This is a genomic window from Pseudonocardia broussonetiae, from assembly GCF_013155125.1.
GTDB classification, from domain to species: domain Bacteria; phylum Actinomycetota; class Actinomycetes; order Mycobacteriales; family Pseudonocardiaceae; genus Pseudonocardia; species Pseudonocardia broussonetiae.
The window spans coordinates 3997564-4014794 of the sequence record NZ_CP053564.1; the positions used below are offsets into that span (position 1 = coordinate 3997564).

Consider the following 17231-nt stretch of genomic DNA (forward strand, 5'->3'; position numbering starts at 1 on the left):
TCCCACCGGTCTCCGCAGTCAGGCCGACGCGGCCAGGGTGGACGTGGTGTCCCGCGCTGCGGAGACCAGCCAGCCGAACACCGGGTCACCCGCGAAGCACTCCGGGTGCCACTGGACGCCGAGCACGGGCGCGCCGTCCAGCTCGATCGCCTCGACGACCCCGTCGCCCGCCCGCCCGCTCACCCGGAGCCCGTGACCGAGCCGGTCCACGGCCTGGTGGTGGAAGGAGTTGACCGCCACCCGCCCGCCGTACAGACCGTGCGCCACGCTGCCGGCCTCGAGGTGGACGTCGTGGCGGCGGCTGGCCCGGGGGTAGGCGTGGGACGCGTGCGAGTCGCCCTCGCCGATCGGCAGGTCGGACACGAGGGTGCCGCCCAGTGCCACGTTGAGGAGCTGGGCCCCGCGGCAGATGCCCAGGACCGGTTTGCCGGCGTCGAGGACGGCCCGCAGGAGCGCCAGTTCGACGGCGTCGCGGACGGGGTCCAGCACGGTGGACCTCGGGCCGGCCACCGCGCCGTAGAGGGTCGGGTCCACGTCGTCGCCACCGGAGAGCACGAGCGCGTCGAGCACGTCGGCGACCGCCTCGGGCGGGCTGTCGACCGCGACGTGGAAGGGGAGCCCGCCCGCCTGCGCCACGCAGCGCGCGTAGTCGCTGTAGTACGCCTCCACCACCGCGTCGGCGAAGCCGGGCGGTGAGCCGATGCGCGAGGCGGTCGTGCGCCGGCCCGTCAGGCCGACGACGGGTGGGCGACGATCGGGATCGGGTCTCATAATGGTATGGATTCTAGACCACAAGACCTCGAGAGGCGGAGATCCGGTGCTCCGGAATAGGCTCGGCGACGTGGCCGATCCCCAGGTGCGTGTTCCCGCGGCCTACTCGGTGGTGGTGGAGAGGCTCCGGCGGGACATCATGCTCAGCCGGGTGTCGCCCGGAGAACGGTTCCCGCCGGAGCGCGAGCACGCCGAGCGCCTGGGCGTCTCGCGGGTGACCCTGCGCGAGGCGCTCCGCGTCCTCGAGGGCGAGGGCCTGATCGAGGTGCGCCGAGGCGTCCACGGCGGCTCGATCGTCACGACACCCCCGGCGGCCGACGGCCGCGTGCCTCCGCTGGTCCCGTGGTCGGAGCTCCAGGGACTGCTCGAGCTCCGGGCCTGCATCGAACCGCTCGCCGCCCGCCGCGCGGCGGAGCGCCTCACCGACGAGGGCTTCGCCGGCCTGGACCGGGCGGTGCAGGGGCTGGGCACGGCGACGGACATCGGGACGTTCCGGGCCCTGGACTCCGCGTTCCACCTGCTGATCGCGGAGATGGCCGACCTGCCGCTGCTGCTCACCGCCGTCGAGGCGACCCGGATCGCGATGTTCGAACCGCTGGACCGGCTGGACTTCGACGTCGCCCTCGCGTCGACGCAGCGGGCGCACCGTCGCGTGCTGGCCGCCATCGCGGAGGGCAACGCGAAGCTGGCGGAGCGACGGATGGCGGCGCACCTGGCCGACTCGGGCCGTGAGATCGCCGAGGTGTACGCCCGGTTCACGGAGGCCTAGTTGTACTGATCGGAGACGTTGGTCGAGGTCGTGTGACGACACGGTCTGACTGATCTTGATAGGTGAGGACCCCCTGGGGTGGTGTGGAGCTGTCTGACGGCACCCACACCACGACCCCAGGAGGTCCTCACCGTGCACGCTAACGCTGCGCTGACCCCGACCGCACGACTACGCCTGGGGAAGCTGGTCGTCGAGCAGGACTGGCCCGTCGCCCGGGCCGCGGAACGGTTCCAGGTGTCCTGGCCGACGGCGAAACGCTGGGCCGACCGCTACGCCTGCGAGGGCGAGGCCGGGATGCAGGACCGGTCCTCCCGCCCGCACCACTCGCCGCTGGCGACCCCGGCCCCGGCGGTGCGCAAAATCGTGCACCTGCGCTGGAAGCAACGCCTGGGCCCGGTCGGGATCGCCGCGATCCTCGGGCTGTCGACCTCCACGGTGCACCGCATCCTGACCTCATGCCGGATCAACCGGCTCTCCCACCTGGATCGGGCCACCGGGGAACCGGTGCGCCGCTACGAACACCCCCACCCCGGCGACCTGGCCCACGTGGATGTGAAGAAGCTGGGCAACATCCCCGACGGCGGCGGATGGCGCTTCGTCGGACGAGCCCAAGGCAAGCGTCATCGAGCCGCGACCCCGGGCAAGCCGCGCAACCGCCACCACCAGCCCAAGATGGGCACCGGCTACCTGCACACCGTCCTCGACGACCACTCCCGCGTCGCCTACACCGAGATATGCGACGACGAAACCGCCACCACCGCGGTCGCGGTGCTACACCGGGCAGTGGCCTGGTTCGCCGCCCGCCACATCACCGTCCGAGCGGTCCTGACCGACAACGGAGCCTGCTACCGCTCACACCTGTGGCGCGAGGCCTGCGCCGAGCTCGAGATCCGCCACCGCCGCACCCGCCCCTACCGCCCGCAGACCAACGGCAAGGTCGAACGGTTTCACCGGACGCTGGTCGAGGGGTGGGCGTTCCGCCGGCTCTACGCCAGCGAAACCCACCGCCGCAAAGCCCTACCCGGCTGGATTCACGAGTACAACCATCACCGACCCCACACCGCCTGCGGCGGACACCCACCGATCACCAGGTTGACCAACCTGTCCGATCAGTACACCTAGTCCCTCGCGATCCCGGTCAGCGACGGCGGCCGGCGACCAGGGTGACGAGGAACTGACCGCCGCCCGCCGTGATCCCGGCGCTCACCGGCAACCCCGGGACCAGTCGGGAGAAGCGGTCCACCAGCCACTCCGCAGCCTGCTGGGCATCGTGCTCGGTCGGACAGCGGGCCACCAGCTCGCGTCCGCCCTTGCGCTCCAGCCGCCCGGCGACGGTGATCAGCGGTGCGGGGTCGACCACGTACAGGTGGTCCGGCCAGGCGATGACGACCGTGACCGCGCCCTTGCGGGTGTTGCACCCGCGGTGCGCGAGCCGCTCGGCGATCTTCGCCTTCCGGTCGGCGGTCCGGCTGTCGACGCTGGGTCCGCGGGGGTCGTTCACCGACATGTCCGGGTCGACCGGCTCGTCGCACACCCAGCACCGCCAGCCGTCGCGCTCGGCGACGGTCTCGAGGAGGCTCATCCCGGCACGCTAGCCCGCCCGGCCGCGGCGACCTCGCCGCGGTCAAGGCCGTGGACGACGAGGTGCGACGGCGGGGCAGAGTGTCAGTCCTTCCTGGACGGCGATGGCCACTGCTGCCGTCCGCGTGCGTGAGGCGAGCTTGTCCAGGATGCGTTCGACGTGGTGGGCGACGGTCCGTTCGCTGAGGCAGAGCTGCTGGGCGATCTCGCCGTTGGTCGCCCCCGTGCAGAGCCTGTCGAGGACCTCCAGCTCCCGGTGGGAGAGCCGGTGGGGCAGGGTCTCGCGGTGGGCCTCGGCCCGAAGTCCCGGGCCGGACCAGTGGAGATCGACGCGGTACCAGGTGCGGCTGGGACCGAGCCACCGGAACGAGCGGCTCCGTTCCGACCGGCCCGCGGTCGCGTGGCTGCGGAGGCAGGGCAGCAGAGGCGCGAACTCACTCTGCTGCGCCCCGTCGACGACCACTGTCCGGCCGTCGTCGACCAGGACGAACGGCTGCTGCGGGCCGGTGGCCGTGTCGTCGAGGATGTCGGCCACGACCGCCAGCGAGCGGCCGAGCACGGCCAGCTGCGCCGGGGACGGCACGAACCGGTCCTTCGTGCTCATGTGGAAGTCACCGACGTGGTGGCCCGCCGCTGTGCTCAACCGCATCGACAGGCCGCCGCGGAAGCCGGCCGGCAGCAGGAAGCCCCGTGCCGCCGGACTCTGCTCGTAGGCGTAGTCGGGATCGACCCAGGACCGGATGGGCGAACGGCTCCCGCCACGCAGGATGCTCCGGTAGGCGGGATCGCGGCTCAGGAACTCGGGCGAGGTCATCGGTGCGACCGCTCCGGGGCCGTAACCGAACACGGCACCGGCGTAGAGCAGGTGCGAGGTGCGACTGCACCGGGTGAGGATCGCCGCCTCGGCCGGGGCGACGGAGCTCAGGAGCTCGAGGAGGGGGACGTCCGGCCGTCGTCCGCGCAGGGCACCCGCAGCGATGTCGGCCAGCGTGAAGCCGAACTCCGGGTACCCGCCCTCGTCAGCCACCGCCGGCTCCCTGCCGTAGGTCGACCCTCCGCCGGTCTGCGACGCTACCGCCCGGTCCGTGCACCGTCGACGGTCACCGCGAGACGTGCACCGCCGGCCTGCGGCCCTTCCACGGCATGGCCCGTTCGAGCTGGGCGGACACGGCGATGAGCAGCGGCTCCTGGCACATGTCGGCAGCGAGCTGCACCCCGATCGGAAGACCCGTCGAGGACTGCCCCAGCGGCAGGCTGATCGCGGGTGTCCCGGTCTGGTTGAACAGCGGTGTGAACGAGAGGTGGTCGTGGAACTCGTGCGTCCACTCCTCGGCGCTGATCGTGTCGTCGTCGTGGTCGAGGAACCCGAGGGGCAACGCGGGCGAGTTGGTCGTCGGCGTGATGATCAGGTCGTAGCGGGTGAAGAACTCCCCCAGGGCGCGGCTCGTGCGGTTCTGGATGTCCAGGGCCTCCGACAACTGCGGCGCGGTCATCCGCAGCCCGGCCTCGTACCCGGCGAGAGTGCTCGCCTCGAGCGTCTCCGGACCGGGCGCGAGACCGGACAGGGCACTCGCCGCGACCACGCAGTCCTTGGCGAAGGTCGCCCAGAAGCGGCATTCGGCCACCATGAACTCGTCGTAGTCGAACGTCGGGGTAGCGGCCTCGACGTGGTGCCCGAGGTCCCGCAGCGCCGACGCGACCGACTCGACGGCGGCGACGACGTCGCGGTCCACGGCGGTCCCCGCCCACGAGTCCGTGTGGACCGCGATCCGGAGACCGCTGTGCTCGGCGGACAGCTCGTCGACGTAGGGCCGCGACGGTGCCTGCACCCGGTAGCGCTCGCCGGGCACCCAGCCCGCGACCTGGTCGAGGATCCCGGCCACGTCCCGGACGCTCCTGGTGATGACGAACTCGGATGCGAGACCGGTGGCCCCCTCGGCGAAGTGCGGCCCGAGCGAGACGACGCCCCGGCTCGGCTTCAGCCCGACGGTTCCGTTGAACGACGACGGGATCCGGATGGAACCACCGGCATCGTTCGCGTGCGCGACCGGAACGGCGCCGGACGCCACCAGCGCGGCGCTCCCGCCACTCGACCCGCCCACCGATCGACTCAGGTCCCACGGGTTCCGCGTCGACCCGTTGACCAGTGGCTCGGTGTTCCCGCCGTAGCCCATCTCGGGTGTGGCGGTGAGCGCCGTGGTGGCGAGGCCCGCCTTGCGGAAGCGGGCCATCAGCTCGGAGTCGTGGTCGAAGACCACCCCGCGCTCACCCGTCAGTCGGCTTCCCCACCTGCTCGGCACGCCCGCCGCGTGGCAGACCAGGTCCTTCAGCCCGAACGGGACCCCCGCGAACGGCCCGGTCCGGTCGTAGTCCAGGGGACTCGACCAGGGCTCGGCCACGCACGCGTTGATCTCCGGCTGCACCGTGCCGATCGCCTCCACCGCCACCTGGTGCACCTCGTCGGCAGGAACGGCGCCGGATCTGATCAGCTCCGCGACCCCTGTCGCATCCAGCTCGGCGTACTCCTCGATGTTCATGCGGTCTCCCCAGGCGATGCTCGGTCGGCGTGCTGCCGTCTCCGAGGTTCGTCCACCCGGAGGCCGGTCCCCAGGGCAGATCTGCCCTACTTCGAGCTCGGGAGCACGCAGGGGAGGAGACAGGAACATCGAGCGACGTCCGCTGCGGCAACGGGGTCGGCGGTGCCGCCAGATCCTGCGGCGACCGGATCGCCGTCTGCCCTCGACAGTCCGGGCGCTACCGTGCGGCACGAGGTCCTCCGCGACCCGGTCCCCGTTCCTGAACCTCATCACGCGGGCGCAGTGGCAGCTGGCCGACACGCTCGTCCTGCACTCGAAGGTCCGCCTGGGGCCACGCGCGCGTGGCCGGCCGAGCCGGCCCCGCCACCTCGGCATTCGTGGAGTGACCCCGTCGCCTCGACACCAGTGTCCGACCACTGCGCCGCGCCCGCTGACCGCCCTGAGCGTGCATTGCCGTGATGGAGGTCCGTGTCGAACCGGTCCCGCTGTGGTAGTCCGTGGACGGTGTCCGACCTACAGGGACGGGGTGCGATCAGATGATGACCGTGGTGACCGAGGTGACGCTGAAGCCGGGCTGCGAACCCGAGTGGGACGCGGCCATGCGGGAACGACTGTCGGCGGCGCACGAGCGCCCCGGTTGGGTGGGCGGGCAGCTGACCATCCCGCTCGATGCGCCGCACAAGCGGGCCGTCATCGGTACCTGGGAGAGCCGGGCCGACTGGGAGGCGTGGCACGAGGACGACACGTTCGCCGAGACCCGCACCAGGATGGACGGGTTGCAGGAGGGTCGTGGCGAGATGGTCTGGTACGAGGTCGTGACGGAGGGGCGGGCCTGACGCCGTCGGCCGACCCGGACGGCTACCGGATCGAGCCGTGCTCACCTGGTCGGCCGGCAGCCCCAGCATCGTGACCACGCCCGGGTCAGGTCCCCGGGGAGGCTCGCTTCCCTGGCTGCTCAGCTGTTGGCGGCGTCGACGGCCTCGATCACGCTGAGGTCGTCGCGGACCGCCCAGTGCTCGGTCAAGCGGTCGCCCTCGACGGTGAAGACGTGGAGCTGCTTCCAGGCGATCTGCGCGCCGCTGGGCGCCCGGTCTCCGAGCCAGGGCATCCCGCTGCCGGTGTGCCTGCCGTGCAAGGTCACCCAGACCGCGATCCGGCCGTCGTCGAGGGTGCCCCAGCCGTGGAGCTCCGCTGTCCGCTCGTCGAAGCTCCGTTCGATCCAGCCCCAGACCATGTCCCATGTCTCGGGCCCGCGCTGCCCGCTGACGTGATCGTGCAGATCGGGCCGCATCATGGCCTGGAAGTCGGGCTCGCCGTCCGCGATCCAGCGGGCGTAGGCCTGCGCGACCTGCTTGGCTTCGAGCACCGACCCACTGTGACACAGCGTTGCCGCCTCCAGGAGACGACGTACGCGGACCTCCCGCTGGCACGCCCTGGTCTTCGCGACCGAGGCGGGACGGCGATGGACGCGGCGAACGTACGGCGTGACTTCCAGCGAGTGGCCGCCGCAGCAGGTCTGGACGACCGGCGGTGGTCACCGCGGGAGCTGCGCCACAGCTTCGTGTCGCTGCTGTCGGACGGTGGGGTGCCGATCGAGGAGATCGCCCGGCTGATCGGACACGCCGGTGGTTCGAAGGTCACCGAGGCCGTCTACCGCAAGCTGCTGCGACCCGTCATCGACGACGGCGCGACCGCGACGAACCGCGTCTTCCCGCGTCAGGGAGTTAGGCCCTCAGTGCCGCCCAGAATGCCAAGAAGGCCTGGTCCGAATCCCCAGATGGGGCTCTGACCAGGCCTTACGTGGTGGGCGATACAAGGATTGAACTTGTGACCTCTTCCGTGTCAAGAAGGCCGGGTCAAGACACGTCAAGGGCATATGTGCAGGTCAGGGCGCTGCGCCGTCCCCTGGCGTCCCCGGAAATCCCCCCGGATCCGGGTCCGTAGTCACCCAGTTAGTCACCCAGATGTTGATCTCTTCGTGCTGCTCGGCTGCTGGAGCGCCACGTGTTCACCGCTGCTGGTCCGTGGTCGTGCGTGGTCATGACGGACCGTCCGGTCGAGCTGCGTGGTCGATGCGTTTCCGCTCGGTGTTGAGCCGATCGGATCACGATGGCGCAGTGTCGACGTCGCCGACTCGCGTGTGCAGTCGGTGCTGCGTCGACGATCTCGCGATCTGACAGCAGTGATCATCGTGGCCCGAAGTGACTGTGAAGGGTCGGGAGACGTGGCTCGTGGGGAGTCGTTCGGCTCACCGGGGGTACGCGACGTGGCCGCCCGCCCGGTCACCTCGGTGTGTGGACGACCCGCATCGAAGGCCGCGATTCATCCTTGAGCCGGATGCGCCACCACCTGCCTGAGCCCTGGGGGAGTCCTGGTGTTCGTGTCCGACTGATCGGCACTCCTGGAAGCTCGGCGGACCCGGTCTGCTCCTCCCGCCGCTGAACACGCGAACGCCCCGTCTCCGCGATCGGGGGACGGGCCGTTGGCGTCGGAGTTCCTACTGGTCGAGCAGGACGGCGAGGTCGGTGACGTCGTTGCTGAAGGTGCCGAAGTCGGTGGCGCCGCCGGTCAGGACGTCAACGACCCAGAGGGGCGCTGGCCGTCGACCTCGAGGGTGGCGAAGGCGGCGTTGCCGTCGGCCGCAGCGTCGCCGCGCGACGCCCCGCGTAGGGGGGCCGGTCACGCTGGACCCGGCCGTGGTCGTGGTGCGCACGCTGCAGCACCTGCGATGGACGCAGCCGGTGGTCGACCCGCTGGCTCGCGGCGGAGCTGGGCATCAGCAACGTCTCGGTGGGCGCGGTGGGCGCGGTGGGCGGCAGTGGGGCATCCGTCCGAAGTCGGCGGGCGGGTCGCGCTGCTGACCGAGCCCGTCCTCGACGCCGTGATCGTCGACGTGTCGGGTTGTTCGTCAGCCGGTTGACGGTGCTGTCTGTGGTCGCGGTGGGGGAGCCGCGACGGCGTGCGGGTGCGGCGGTCGGGCTCGGCCGGGCGGTCAGCGACCGGCTCTCCGGGATCGCGGGCCGCGGGCCGTCCGGTGACGACCCGCTGCCGGTGGAGTTCCTTGACCGGTTGAAGCTGCAGCTGCGCGAGCGGGCGTCGGAGCTGCGGTTGCTGGTGCAAGGGACGCGACCGCGTGCCGGAGGGCGCACGACCAGGCCGTGACCGCGGCGCACGGCATCCCGTCCCACCTGGTGTGGGAGCGGATGGTGCGCGTCGGGTACCTGATCGCCGGGCCGACGTGGCTGCGGCCCCGACCTCAAGGACCACGGGATCGTGTGCGGTTGCGCTGTCACTCCGTGACGGGATCGGGTTGTACGTGGGTGGTCACGGCAGCTAGGCGTCGTCGTCGGCCCTGGGTGGCAGGATCGACGGATTCTCGACGCCGATCTGCAGGCGCAGCTCGCCGGCGCGGGCGAACGTGAGCACCACCGGGTAGGTCATGCCGGCCCGGACCGGCGCTGTGAGGTCGAGTAGGGCGAGTTCCACCTCGCGGGTGCCTTCGGTGACGATGGACGCCACCGGCTGGTCGTAGCCTGCGGCGAGCACCTGCCCGTCAGGGATGGTGGCGTTCCCGACGATGCGTCCCGATGACGCGATCGGGCTGGACAACGAGACCAGGGTGTCGCTTCCGTCCAGTCCGGCGTCGGTGGTGTTGACGATGGTGAGCTGCAGCGGCGCGTCCTCGCCCACCGCGTAGACCTCGTCGCCGGGCACCTCACCGGACCAGGCGATCTGCGCGTCTCGCACCTGGAGTGACCCCACTGCTGCGGCCGCTCCCGAGGAAGACGTCTGTTGGGTCGCTGTTGCTGCCTGCTGGCCGGACCCGCAACCGGCGAGTGCGGCGACGCAGCACGCCGTCGCCACCGCGTGTACGCACCAGGTCGAGGCGTTCCTGTTGCTCTGCATGTGCGTGCGTACCCGCAGCCACTGCGTCGCAGTAGCAGTCGACCGCCGTCTCTGCGCCTTGTGTCCGGATCGTCACCTCACCGACACGGAAGATTCCGAGGGTGTGAGCCGAGGGTGGCGTGCTCCGGGTCCGTGGCCGTCGGGATGCTCGCGACGGCGCGCCAGGAGCCGGCGCCGGTCATCCTCGCAGTTCGAACCAGACCCGTTTGCCGTCACCGAAGGGCTCGGTGCCCCACCGCTCGGACAGCGCGTCGACGAGCGAAAGACCGTGCCCGCCGTCCGACGAGGGCTGATCGACGAGTGCGGCCCGGGCGCTGGACGAGTCGACCACCGCCACGCGGAGGCCGGGGCCGGAGAGATGAACCTCGAGCACCATCGGTGATGTCCGGTCGTCGACGTAACGGACGACGTTGGTGACGAGTTCGCTGACGAGCAGGTTCGCGTCATCGCGGAACCGGTCGGCGTCCCAGGCAATCAGGAGCTCTGAGAGCAGGTGTCGCGCGGTCGGGACGCTGCGGGGGTGTGTCGGCAGGTCGATCGACGCGCTCAACGCGGCAGCGAAGTCCGGCATCACGCTGTGTCGTAGTTGCGTGGTGGTTCGGGGATGATCTCGAGCTTGGGCAGCAGCCCCAGTGCCCGGAAGACGCGCAGCGCCGGACCGGCGCCGAGGCGCACCGCGAGGCGGCGTCCGCAGGCCCGGGCCCGGTCGTCGGCCAGCAACACCAGCCGCACGCCCGACGAGTCGACGAAGGTGAGCTCGGACAGGTCCAGCAGCAGCACCGCCGGGGCGCTCGCCTCGGCCTCGGTGACCTGGGCGTCGGCCCGTTCCACGGTGGTGATGTCGAGCTCTCCGCGCAGCACGACCCGCCGTACGTCACCGTCGTCGTGCTGGGTCACGGTGCGGCCCGGACGACGAGCAGCACGACGTCGTCGCGCGGCGGGCCGTGTCGGAAGGCCGCGACGTCGGAGAGGACGGCCTCGGCGACCGACTCCGCGCTGCGTCCGGCGCACCCCGCGACCACCGCCGCCAGACGGTCCGGGCCGTACAGACCGTCCACTCCGTGAGCCTCCGTCACGCCGTCGGTGTAGAGCACCAGCACCTCGCCGGGGGAGAGCCGGACGTCGATCTCGAGCAGATCGACATCGGGGTAGACGCCGAGGAGGGTACCGGGCGCGTCGAGCACCTCGACCCCGCCGGCGCGCAGCACCAGCGGCGGTTCGTGCCCCCCGCTGACCAGGCGCACCGACGCGCCGTCGTCGCCGACGTCGAACTGCGCGTGCACCACCGTGGCGAACCGCGCGGGGTCCGTGCCGGGCTCGCGCAGCATCGCGGCGTTGAGCCGGCGGAGCACCTCGGCGGGCTGCACGCCGTGGTCGACCTCGGCGCGGACGGTGTGCCGGATCAGCGCGGTGAGCGCCGCGGCCTCGGTACCCTTGCCGCACACGTCGGCGACGGTCACCGCGCAGCTGCCGTGGCCGGGAACGACGTCGTAGAGGTCACCGCCCACGTGGACGGCCCCGGGATGGGCGGCCTGCGGGACGTAGCGGGCCGCGAGCTCCAACCCGGTCACCGCAGGCAGGCTCCGCGGCAGCAGCGCCGACTGCAGGGTGCGCGCGATTGCCTGCTGCTGCTCGAACAGCCGTGCATTGTCGAGCGCGAGGGCCGCTGTCGCGGCCAGCTGCTGCGCGAACGCGAGGTCGGTCTCGTCGAAGCGGTTGCCGGACTCCGCATGCACCAGGGTGAGTGCGCCGAGGCGGGTGTCGCGCACGACCAGCGGGACGACCACGGCCGACCGCATGCCGATGCCCCGCAGGATGTCCAGGTGCGCCTCGTCGACGGCCGCCGCGACGAGCATCTCGTCGGGGATGTCGCGCAGGTGCACGGGCACGCCGGTGCGGGCCACCTGGATCGCGCCACCGGGCGCGTGAGGGTCGGGTGGGTACCGGTGCTGCAGCTCGTCGACGAAGCGCACCTTGTCCGGATCGGCGTGGGCTACGGCGACCCGGTCGACGCCGTCGTCGCGCACGAGGTGCACGGCGCACCAGTCGGCGATAGTCGGGACCGCCAGGTCGGCGAGCTGCCGCAGGCGCTCCTGCACCGACAGCGGGGCCTCCATCAGCCGACCGGCCCGGGCCAGGAACGTCATACGGTCGCGCTGCTGCTCGGCCGCGGCACGTGCCGCCTGCTCGGCCACCAGCAGGCGGGCGCGGTCCAGAGCTTGCGCGCACAACGCCGCCACGGCCAGCAGGTGCCCGCGCTCGCCGGTGGTGAAGGCGCGGGGCCGGGCGAAGGTGAACACCGCGGCGCCGAGGTCACGGTCTTCGACCCGGAAGGGGATGCAGGCGGTGGCCTGGAAGCCTCCCGAGGTGCCCACCGCGGCCATCTCCGGGTACCGCAGCCGCCACTGCTCGGCGTCCTCGAGCCACACGGGCTCGCCGGCGAGGACGGCGTCGGACAGGGGCCGGCCGCGCTGCAGCACCAGGTGTTCGTACTGCCGGAGGGTGGCATCGGGCCAGCCGAGGGAGTGCAGCACCTCAAGGCGCCCGGGCCCGGCTGAGGAGTACGCGCCCGCCGCGTCGGCGTGCAGCACCTCGACGGCGGCGGTGACGCACAACGCCCCGATCGCCGACGGTGTGGCAGCCCGGGAGAGCTCGGTGGCGAGTTGCTGCAGCGCGGAGGACCGTTGGCGGGCGCGCACGGCGTCGATCAGCCCCAGGCCGTCGTGCCCCTCGCCGGCGACGTGCAGCAACACCCCGGCCACGCTGCCGTCGGGGTCGCGGATCGGGACGCAGCCGACCGTCACCGCGGCCGGTTCCACCCCGGCGTGGCTCGGCTCGCCCTCGCGGTACGCCCGGTCCAACGCGGCGAGGACGGCGTCGCCGATGGGCAGGGACGCTCGTGCCGTCGTGCCGACGACGAGATCGGACCCGAGCAGCCGGTGCGCGGTCGGGTCAAGGAGCTGCACCACGTGGTCCGGGCCTGCGGTGACGCAGATCGGGAAGGGCAGGTGGCCGACGAGCTCGACGACGTCGGTCAGCATCCGGGGACCGTACCGGGACCGGGAGTCTCCTGGCGCGTCCACCACTGGGGCGCGCCGCTGCCCGGCGTGCGCTGGGCCAGCGGTTCGGTCGTCGCGGGGACGCGGAAGACGATCGTGGTGCCCTGCGAGGTGGGGTGGAGCTCGACGTGCTCGGCCAGGGTGTGGATGACGGCGAGCCCGCGGCCGCGGTAGCCGGGGTCGGCCGGCGGCGGCCGCCAGGCGCCGAAGTCCTGCACGCTCGCCTCGACCGCTCCGTCCGCAGTGCGGTGCACCCGGCAGCGGATCTCGCCGGTACCCCCGGCGTAGGCGTGCTCGACGCAGTTGGTGACTGCCTCGCTCAGGGCCAGCTGGAGGTCGTCGGCGCCGTCCTCGGACATGCCCGCGGTGACAGCCCAGGCGTGTACGTCGTGCCGCAGCCCGGGGAGGAGCAGAGGGTCGGCGTCGAGGCTCCGTTCGAGCGGGCGGGGCACGAGCCGCGCGAGGACGAGTGCCACGTCGTCGCCGGTGTCGGAGCCGAGGACCTCGGCGAGAAGCAGATCGAGCAGTTCTCCGGAAGGGCGCTGGTGGCCTCGTTCGGCCACGGCAGCGAACCGTTGCAGCCCGTCGTCGACGACCTGGCCGCGCCGCTCGACGAGCCCGTCGGTGTACAGGGCGATCGTCGTGCCCGCGACGACGGTCTCGTGGCCCTCGCAGTAGGGTGCGCGGCCGGACACCCCGAGCAGTGCGCCCTCCCCCCCGTGCGCGAACCGGGTGCCGTCGGGCCCGGCAAGCAGGGGCGGTAGGTGTCCTGCCGCCGACCAGGCCACGTCGCCGCTGTCGGTGTCGACGATCAGGCACAGCGCCGTGCTGCCCCGGGCGCCGGGTATGCGTCGCGCGGTGCGGTCCAGGCCCTCCAGCGCCTGGGCGGGTGAGTGCCCGTCGTGCAGGTAGGCCGACACGACGCTGCGCAGCTGGCCCATGACCGCCGCCGCGGTGGGGCCCTGCCCGACCACGTCGCCCACCACGAGCGCGACCCGGGCCGGGCCGAGGGCGAACACGTCGTACCAGTCGCCGCCGGCCTCGAACTCCCGCTGCGCGGGCTCGTAGTGCGCGGCCAGGGCCAGCTGCGCGAACGCGGGCAGGGACGAGGGCAGCAGAGCGCGCTGCAAGGCGCGGGCGAGCTGCCACCGCTGATCGGCCAGCGCCGCGCGCTCGAATGCCTGCGCGGCCTGGCCGGCCAGCATCGCGGCGAGTTCGCGTTCGTCGGGCAGGAGGTGACCGGAGCCGCTGCGCTCCACGGCCAGCACCCCGACGACGCGCTCGCCCACGGTGAGCGGGATCGCGGCGACTGGCCCTGTCGAGGTCGGCGGCCACACCGGGCCGTGCCCGGACGCGGCGCGCGCCACCGCGCCCGGGCCGTCGACCCGCAGGACCGGCTCCCCACTCGCCGTGCCCTCGCCGTCGCGGTGCACCAGGTGCAGGTGCACGCCGTCGGGGTCGAGCGCGTAGACCGTGGCGGTGCTCGTGGCGAGCGCCCGCTGGACCCCGTCGACCAGGGCGCGGGCGGTCTCGATCAGGGTTCCTGCCGAGGCGAGGGCCGTGGTGACCTCGTGCAACCGGGCGGCCCGCTCCGCGACCCGATCGGCGTCCACCGCGGCGGCGATGCGCCGCGCGAGCAGCTCGGCCACGTCCACATCGGCCCTGGATCCCTCGGCTGGGCCGGTGTCGGAGGTGGTCGCGAAGTCGAGCCCGGCGAAGCGCAGCGTCCCGAGCACCCGGTCGGTGCCGACCAGCGGCACGACGAGGTCGTCACCGTCCTGCCTGTTCCCGTTCCCGGCCTGCCGATCAACCGGTGCTGCTGCGACCGGTGCGCTGCGGCCGTCCGGACCGCGCAGTTCCACCGCGACCCGCCCGCCCAGTACGCGGGCGATGATCGGGATGAGCTGTCGCAGCCGCTCGGTGAGCGGACCCGGTTCGGTCAGTAGCGCCGCTGCCCGGGCCAGCAGCGCGTCGCGCTCGGTGGCGCGCCGGGCGGCGGTCACATCGTGCAGCGTCGCGAGGTAGGACCGGCCTCCACGGCTGCGGTCCGGTAGCGCGATGTAGGAGATGGACACCCAGATGCGGGCCCGGGTCGTGGCGTGCCGCAGCGGCACGACGGCGCGCCCGCGTTCCTCGGTCGACGCGCGCGTCCACGCCGACTCGACCATGGCGGACCCCTCCGGGTCCTCCTCGGCCGCCGGGAGGAAGGGGAGCGGCGGACCGAACGGGAGGTCCTCGGGCTGCAGGCCGAGCAGATCGGTCGCGGCCGCGTTGGCCGAGACGATCGCCCCGCGGGCGCCGTCCACGACGCAGCAGCCCTCCTGGCTTGCGGCGAGCACCGCGCTGCGCCAAGCCCGGTCGAGGTGGTCCGAGCGCGCCACATCGAGGGCTGATCGCAGACCGGTCAGCACGCCGTGGGCGGACGAGGGCACGGAGAGCAGATCGTCCACGCCTGACTGCAGCCCCTGCAGCACGGCGTCCTCCTCCGCCCGGCACGTCAGCAGGATCGCCGGCACCGCTGCCGACGCGGGCCGCGCGCGGAGCTCGGTGAGCAGGCCGGACCTGGTGGATCCGAGCACCAGCACGTCGACCGCGTGCCGCCCGACGACCTCCAACGCGTCGGCCCCGTCGTGCCCGACGAGAACCGTGCAGTGCGGATCGAGCAGGCTCGCGACGAGGCTGCGTCGCCGTGGGTCATCATCGACGACCAGGACGATGGGCCGGTCGGCGCCCGCGCCCGCCACCTGTTCCTGGTGTCCGGCGTCAGCCGTGGCGTCCTCGGCCCCGGGAGCCGTCGTCATCGGCCTTCCCAGGACGACGGACAGGGTCCAGGGGGCGCGGGGAACACGCGCTCATCGGACGAGGGCGCGAACGACCGCGCAACGCGGGCGGGCGTTGCGCATCGACGGAGCCGGTGGGTCATGACACTCCTCGCGGCCACGTGGCTGAAGCCGCGGGACGAGTATGTCGCCGTTCGCCGTGTCGCGCACCGCGAACCGGCCGAGCTGCCGCCGCAGGCTCACGAGGCGATGATCTGGAGCGAGGGGGCCCTCAGGTGGGCGTTGGCCCACGCGACGCAGGTCGGCGAGCAGCAGCAGCCCGGGCTGCGGGCGGCGACCGGGCGGCGGTGCTGAGCCGCTGCACCATCGAGGCCGCCGCGGGCACGCTCCGGCGCGGTTGAGGGTCGAGCTGCACGCCGTGGTCGCGGCCGGCTCGGCGAGGCTGCACACGTGGGTCTGTGACCACCTCGCGATGTCGCGGCCGATGAGGAAGATCTCGTGGTCGCCCGATGAGCCCGCGGTCTACTTCGCCTCGGACGGGCGCGGTGTGGTCGTCGCTGACCGTCCGGACCGCCAGCTGTCCCATCGCTCTTGCTCGGCGAGCTCGTGTTCGGCGAATTCGCGCGCTTCCCGCGCCTTCGCGAGCAGGGTCTCGGCTCGGTCCGGTTCGTCGTCGGCGATCTGCTCCAGCGTGGTGGCGACGCGGCGTTCGGTCTCGGCGATCTCTCCTGCAACGCGCGACACCTGCCTCGTGAGCTGACGAGATCGCTGCTCGCTGGCGGCTACTCGTGCGGCGAGGTGGTCAGCAGGATCGGGCTTGCTCGGCATGCTGTGTGAGTACCCCCGGGACGCACTGTCGACGCCAGGCAGCAGGACTGACCGTCCGTCGAAGCTGCCACCATTTTTCTGATCACGGGTTGTCGAGGCACGATGTGACGTCGAGTTCTGCCCACACGGACTTGCCGGTCTCGTGGGTGCACCAGTTCCAGTCGGTGGCCAGGAGAGCGATGACCTGTTGGTGCAGATCAGCTCGGGGCGGAAGAGGTGAGTGATCGTCGACGGTCACCCGTACCGCCTCGCCGCGGCGGCTGACGAGTACGACACTCGGCGTTCGGGCGTGTTCGATCGCCATCGTGGCCAGCTCGGTCGCCAGTGCCAGCAACAACTCGACCAGGCGGGGGTCGAGCTGCTGACCCTGCGCTGCTGTTCTGAGGTCGGCACGCAGTCGCCGTAGCTCGGCGGCGTCCGGGCTCATCTCCCGGCAGAACCACACCTCCTCCGCCACCGTTCGGCCCCCGGTCCTGTCAGTGCCCAGCGCCGATCGGCGCGCGGTCGCCTCGTAACTGCCCGGAAGCGCGCCGTCTACTCGCGTGGCCTGCTTCGTGCGTGTGGCGAGGTTCAGTGGTCGGAGCCGGCGCGGTCGACCTTGCGGTGGAAGCGCATGCCGGCCAGCCCGCCCAGAACCGCACCGTGAAGTGACCCCCGTTGGCCGGACACCTTGGGAGGCGGCGAGGGCCATGAGCGCGGTGATGACGCCGGCGGTGGTCGGGGCGCCTTCACCGATCGGAAGGCGGGGCAGACCGTTGAGGGTGGCCAGGATGCTGAACCGACTGCCGACGACGGCGGTGAGGATCGCGACCACGACGGCGATGACGATCGCCCACACCCAGACCGCGATGCCCTGCTTGGCGCCGTTGAAGCGGGCCATGCGCCCGCCGGCGTAGGCGACGAGGAGGATCACCAGCACAATGATGCGGTCCCGGTCCCGTTCCCGGCGGTGTGAGCGCCTTCGGCGTGGATGTCCTCGGCGTGGCTGTCTGGGGCGTGG

17 protein-coding genes are annotated in these 17231 nt (G+C 72.3%); 5 read left to right on the forward strand and 12 right to left on the reverse strand.

What is annotated here, in order from left to right; genetic code table 11:
* Positions 1 to 18: 18 nt before the first annotated feature.
* Complete coding sequence (locus tag HOP40_RS19660) at positions 19 to 771, reverse strand: gamma-glutamyl-gamma-aminobutyrate hydrolase family protein (RefSeq protein ID WP_172160703.1); 753 nt, start codon at positions 769 to 771, stop codon at positions 19 to 21.
* Between the two features lie 70 nt (positions 772 to 841).
* On the opposite strand from HOP40_RS19660, the gene HOP40_RS19665 reads away from it, so the two are divergent.
* Both HOP40_RS19665 and HOP40_RS19670 read left to right on the forward strand, forming a co-directional pair.
* Positions 842 to 1540, forward strand: a complete 699-nt coding sequence (locus HOP40_RS19665) for a FadR/GntR family transcriptional regulator (protein ID WP_205346827.1) — start codon at positions 842 to 844, stop codon at positions 1538 to 1540.
* 132 nt (positions 1541 to 1672) lie between these two features.
* Entirely contained in the window at positions 1673 to 2662 is a 990-nt protein-coding gene (locus tag HOP40_RS19670) for an IS481 family transposase (protein WP_172160707.1), read from the forward strand.
* 16 nt (positions 2663 to 2678) lie between these two features.
* On the opposite strand, the gene HOP40_RS19675 is transcribed toward HOP40_RS19670, so the two are convergent.
* The 3 genes from HOP40_RS19675 to HOP40_RS19685 form a co-directional block, all read right to left on the reverse strand.
* Positions 2679 to 3122 carry a hypothetical protein gene (locus HOP40_RS19675; protein WP_172160709.1) on the reverse strand — a complete coding sequence of 148 codons (444 nt, stop codon included), beginning with the start codon at positions 3120 to 3122 and terminating at the stop codon, positions 2679 to 2681.
* 42 nt (positions 3123 to 3164) lie between these two features.
* Entirely contained in the window at positions 3165 to 4148 is a 984-nt protein-coding gene (locus HOP40_RS19680; protein WP_172160711.1) for a helix-turn-helix transcriptional regulator, read from the reverse strand.
* A gap of 73 nt (positions 4149 to 4221) precedes the next feature.
* Entirely contained in the window at positions 4222 to 5658 is a 1437-nt protein-coding gene (locus HOP40_RS19685) for an amidase (protein ID WP_172160713.1), read from the reverse strand.
* Between the two features lie 539 nt (positions 5659 to 6197).
* Here HOP40_RS19685 and HOP40_RS19690 point away from each other — a divergent pair.
* A complete protein-coding gene (locus HOP40_RS19690; RefSeq protein WP_205346828.1) occupies positions 6198 to 6494 on the forward strand; it encodes an antibiotic biosynthesis monooxygenase family protein in 297 nt (98 codons plus the stop codon).
* 119 nt (positions 6495 to 6613) lie between these two features.
* On the opposite strand, the gene HOP40_RS19695 is transcribed toward HOP40_RS19690, so the two are convergent.
* A complete protein-coding gene (locus tag HOP40_RS19695; RefSeq protein ID WP_172160717.1) occupies positions 6614 to 7024 on the reverse strand; it encodes an ester cyclase in 411 nt (136 codons plus the stop codon).
* Positions 7025 to 7120: 96 nt separating this feature from the next.
* Between HOP40_RS19695 and HOP40_RS19700 the strand changes: the two genes are divergently transcribed.
* Entirely contained in the window at positions 7121 to 7447 is a 327-nt protein-coding gene (locus tag HOP40_RS19700; protein WP_172160719.1) for a tyrosine-type recombinase/integrase, read from the forward strand.
* Positions 7448 to 8991: 1544 nt separating this feature from the next.
* On the opposite strand, the gene HOP40_RS19705 is transcribed toward HOP40_RS19700, so the two are convergent.
* The 5 genes from HOP40_RS19705 to HOP40_RS19725 all read right to left on the reverse strand — a co-directional run bounded on the left by HOP40_RS19705 (position 8992) and on the right by HOP40_RS19725 (position 15424).
* Positions 8992 to 9405 carry a copper chaperone PCu(A)C domain-containing protein gene (locus HOP40_RS19705; RefSeq protein ID WP_172160721.1) on the reverse strand — a complete coding sequence of 138 codons (414 nt, stop codon included), beginning with the start codon at positions 9403 to 9405 and terminating at the stop codon, positions 8992 to 8994.
* 337 nt (positions 9406 to 9742) lie between these two features.
* Positions 9743 to 10135 (reverse strand): ATP-binding protein, encoded by a 393-nt coding sequence (locus tag HOP40_RS19710; protein WP_338053076.1) that lies wholly within the window; start codon positions 10133 to 10135, stop codon positions 9743 to 9745.
* Positions 10135 to 10461: an STAS domain-containing protein gene (locus HOP40_RS19715; protein ID WP_172160725.1), complete on the reverse strand. Its 327-nt coding sequence runs from the start codon at positions 10459 to 10461 to the stop codon at positions 10135 to 10137. Before HOP40_RS19715 ends, HOP40_RS19710 begins: the two co-directional genes overlap by 1 nt.
* Entirely contained in the window at positions 10458 to 12605 is a 2148-nt protein-coding gene (locus tag HOP40_RS19720) for a SpoIIE family protein phosphatase (RefSeq protein ID WP_172160727.1), read from the reverse strand. The genes HOP40_RS19715 and HOP40_RS19720 overlap by 4 nt, the downstream gene beginning before the upstream one ends.
* A complete protein-coding gene (locus HOP40_RS19725) occupies positions 12599 to 15424 on the reverse strand; it encodes a SpoIIE family protein phosphatase (protein ID WP_172160729.1) in 2826 nt (941 codons plus the stop codon). Before HOP40_RS19725 ends, HOP40_RS19720 begins: the two co-directional genes overlap by 7 nt.
* A 120-nt stretch (positions 15425 to 15544) precedes the next feature.
* Here HOP40_RS19725 and HOP40_RS19730 point away from each other — a divergent pair, with 120 nt between their 5' ends.
* Positions 15545 to 15757, forward strand: coding sequence for a hypothetical protein (locus HOP40_RS19730; RefSeq protein ID WP_172160731.1), 213 nt, complete (start codon positions 15545 to 15547; stop codon positions 15755 to 15757).
* A 168-nt stretch (positions 15758 to 15925) separates the two neighbouring features.
* Here the strand turns inward: HOP40_RS19730 and HOP40_RS19735 are convergent, their stop codons facing one another.
* Complete coding sequence (locus HOP40_RS19735) at positions 15926 to 16231, reverse strand: hypothetical protein (RefSeq protein WP_172160733.1); 306 nt, start codon at positions 16229 to 16231, stop codon at positions 15926 to 15928.
* A gap of 82 nt (positions 16232 to 16313) precedes the next feature.
* Complete coding sequence (locus tag HOP40_RS19740) at positions 16314 to 17144, reverse strand: ATP-binding protein (RefSeq protein ID WP_172160735.1); 831 nt, start codon at positions 17142 to 17144, stop codon at positions 16314 to 16316.
* Positions 17145 to 17231 lie beyond the last annotated feature (87 nt).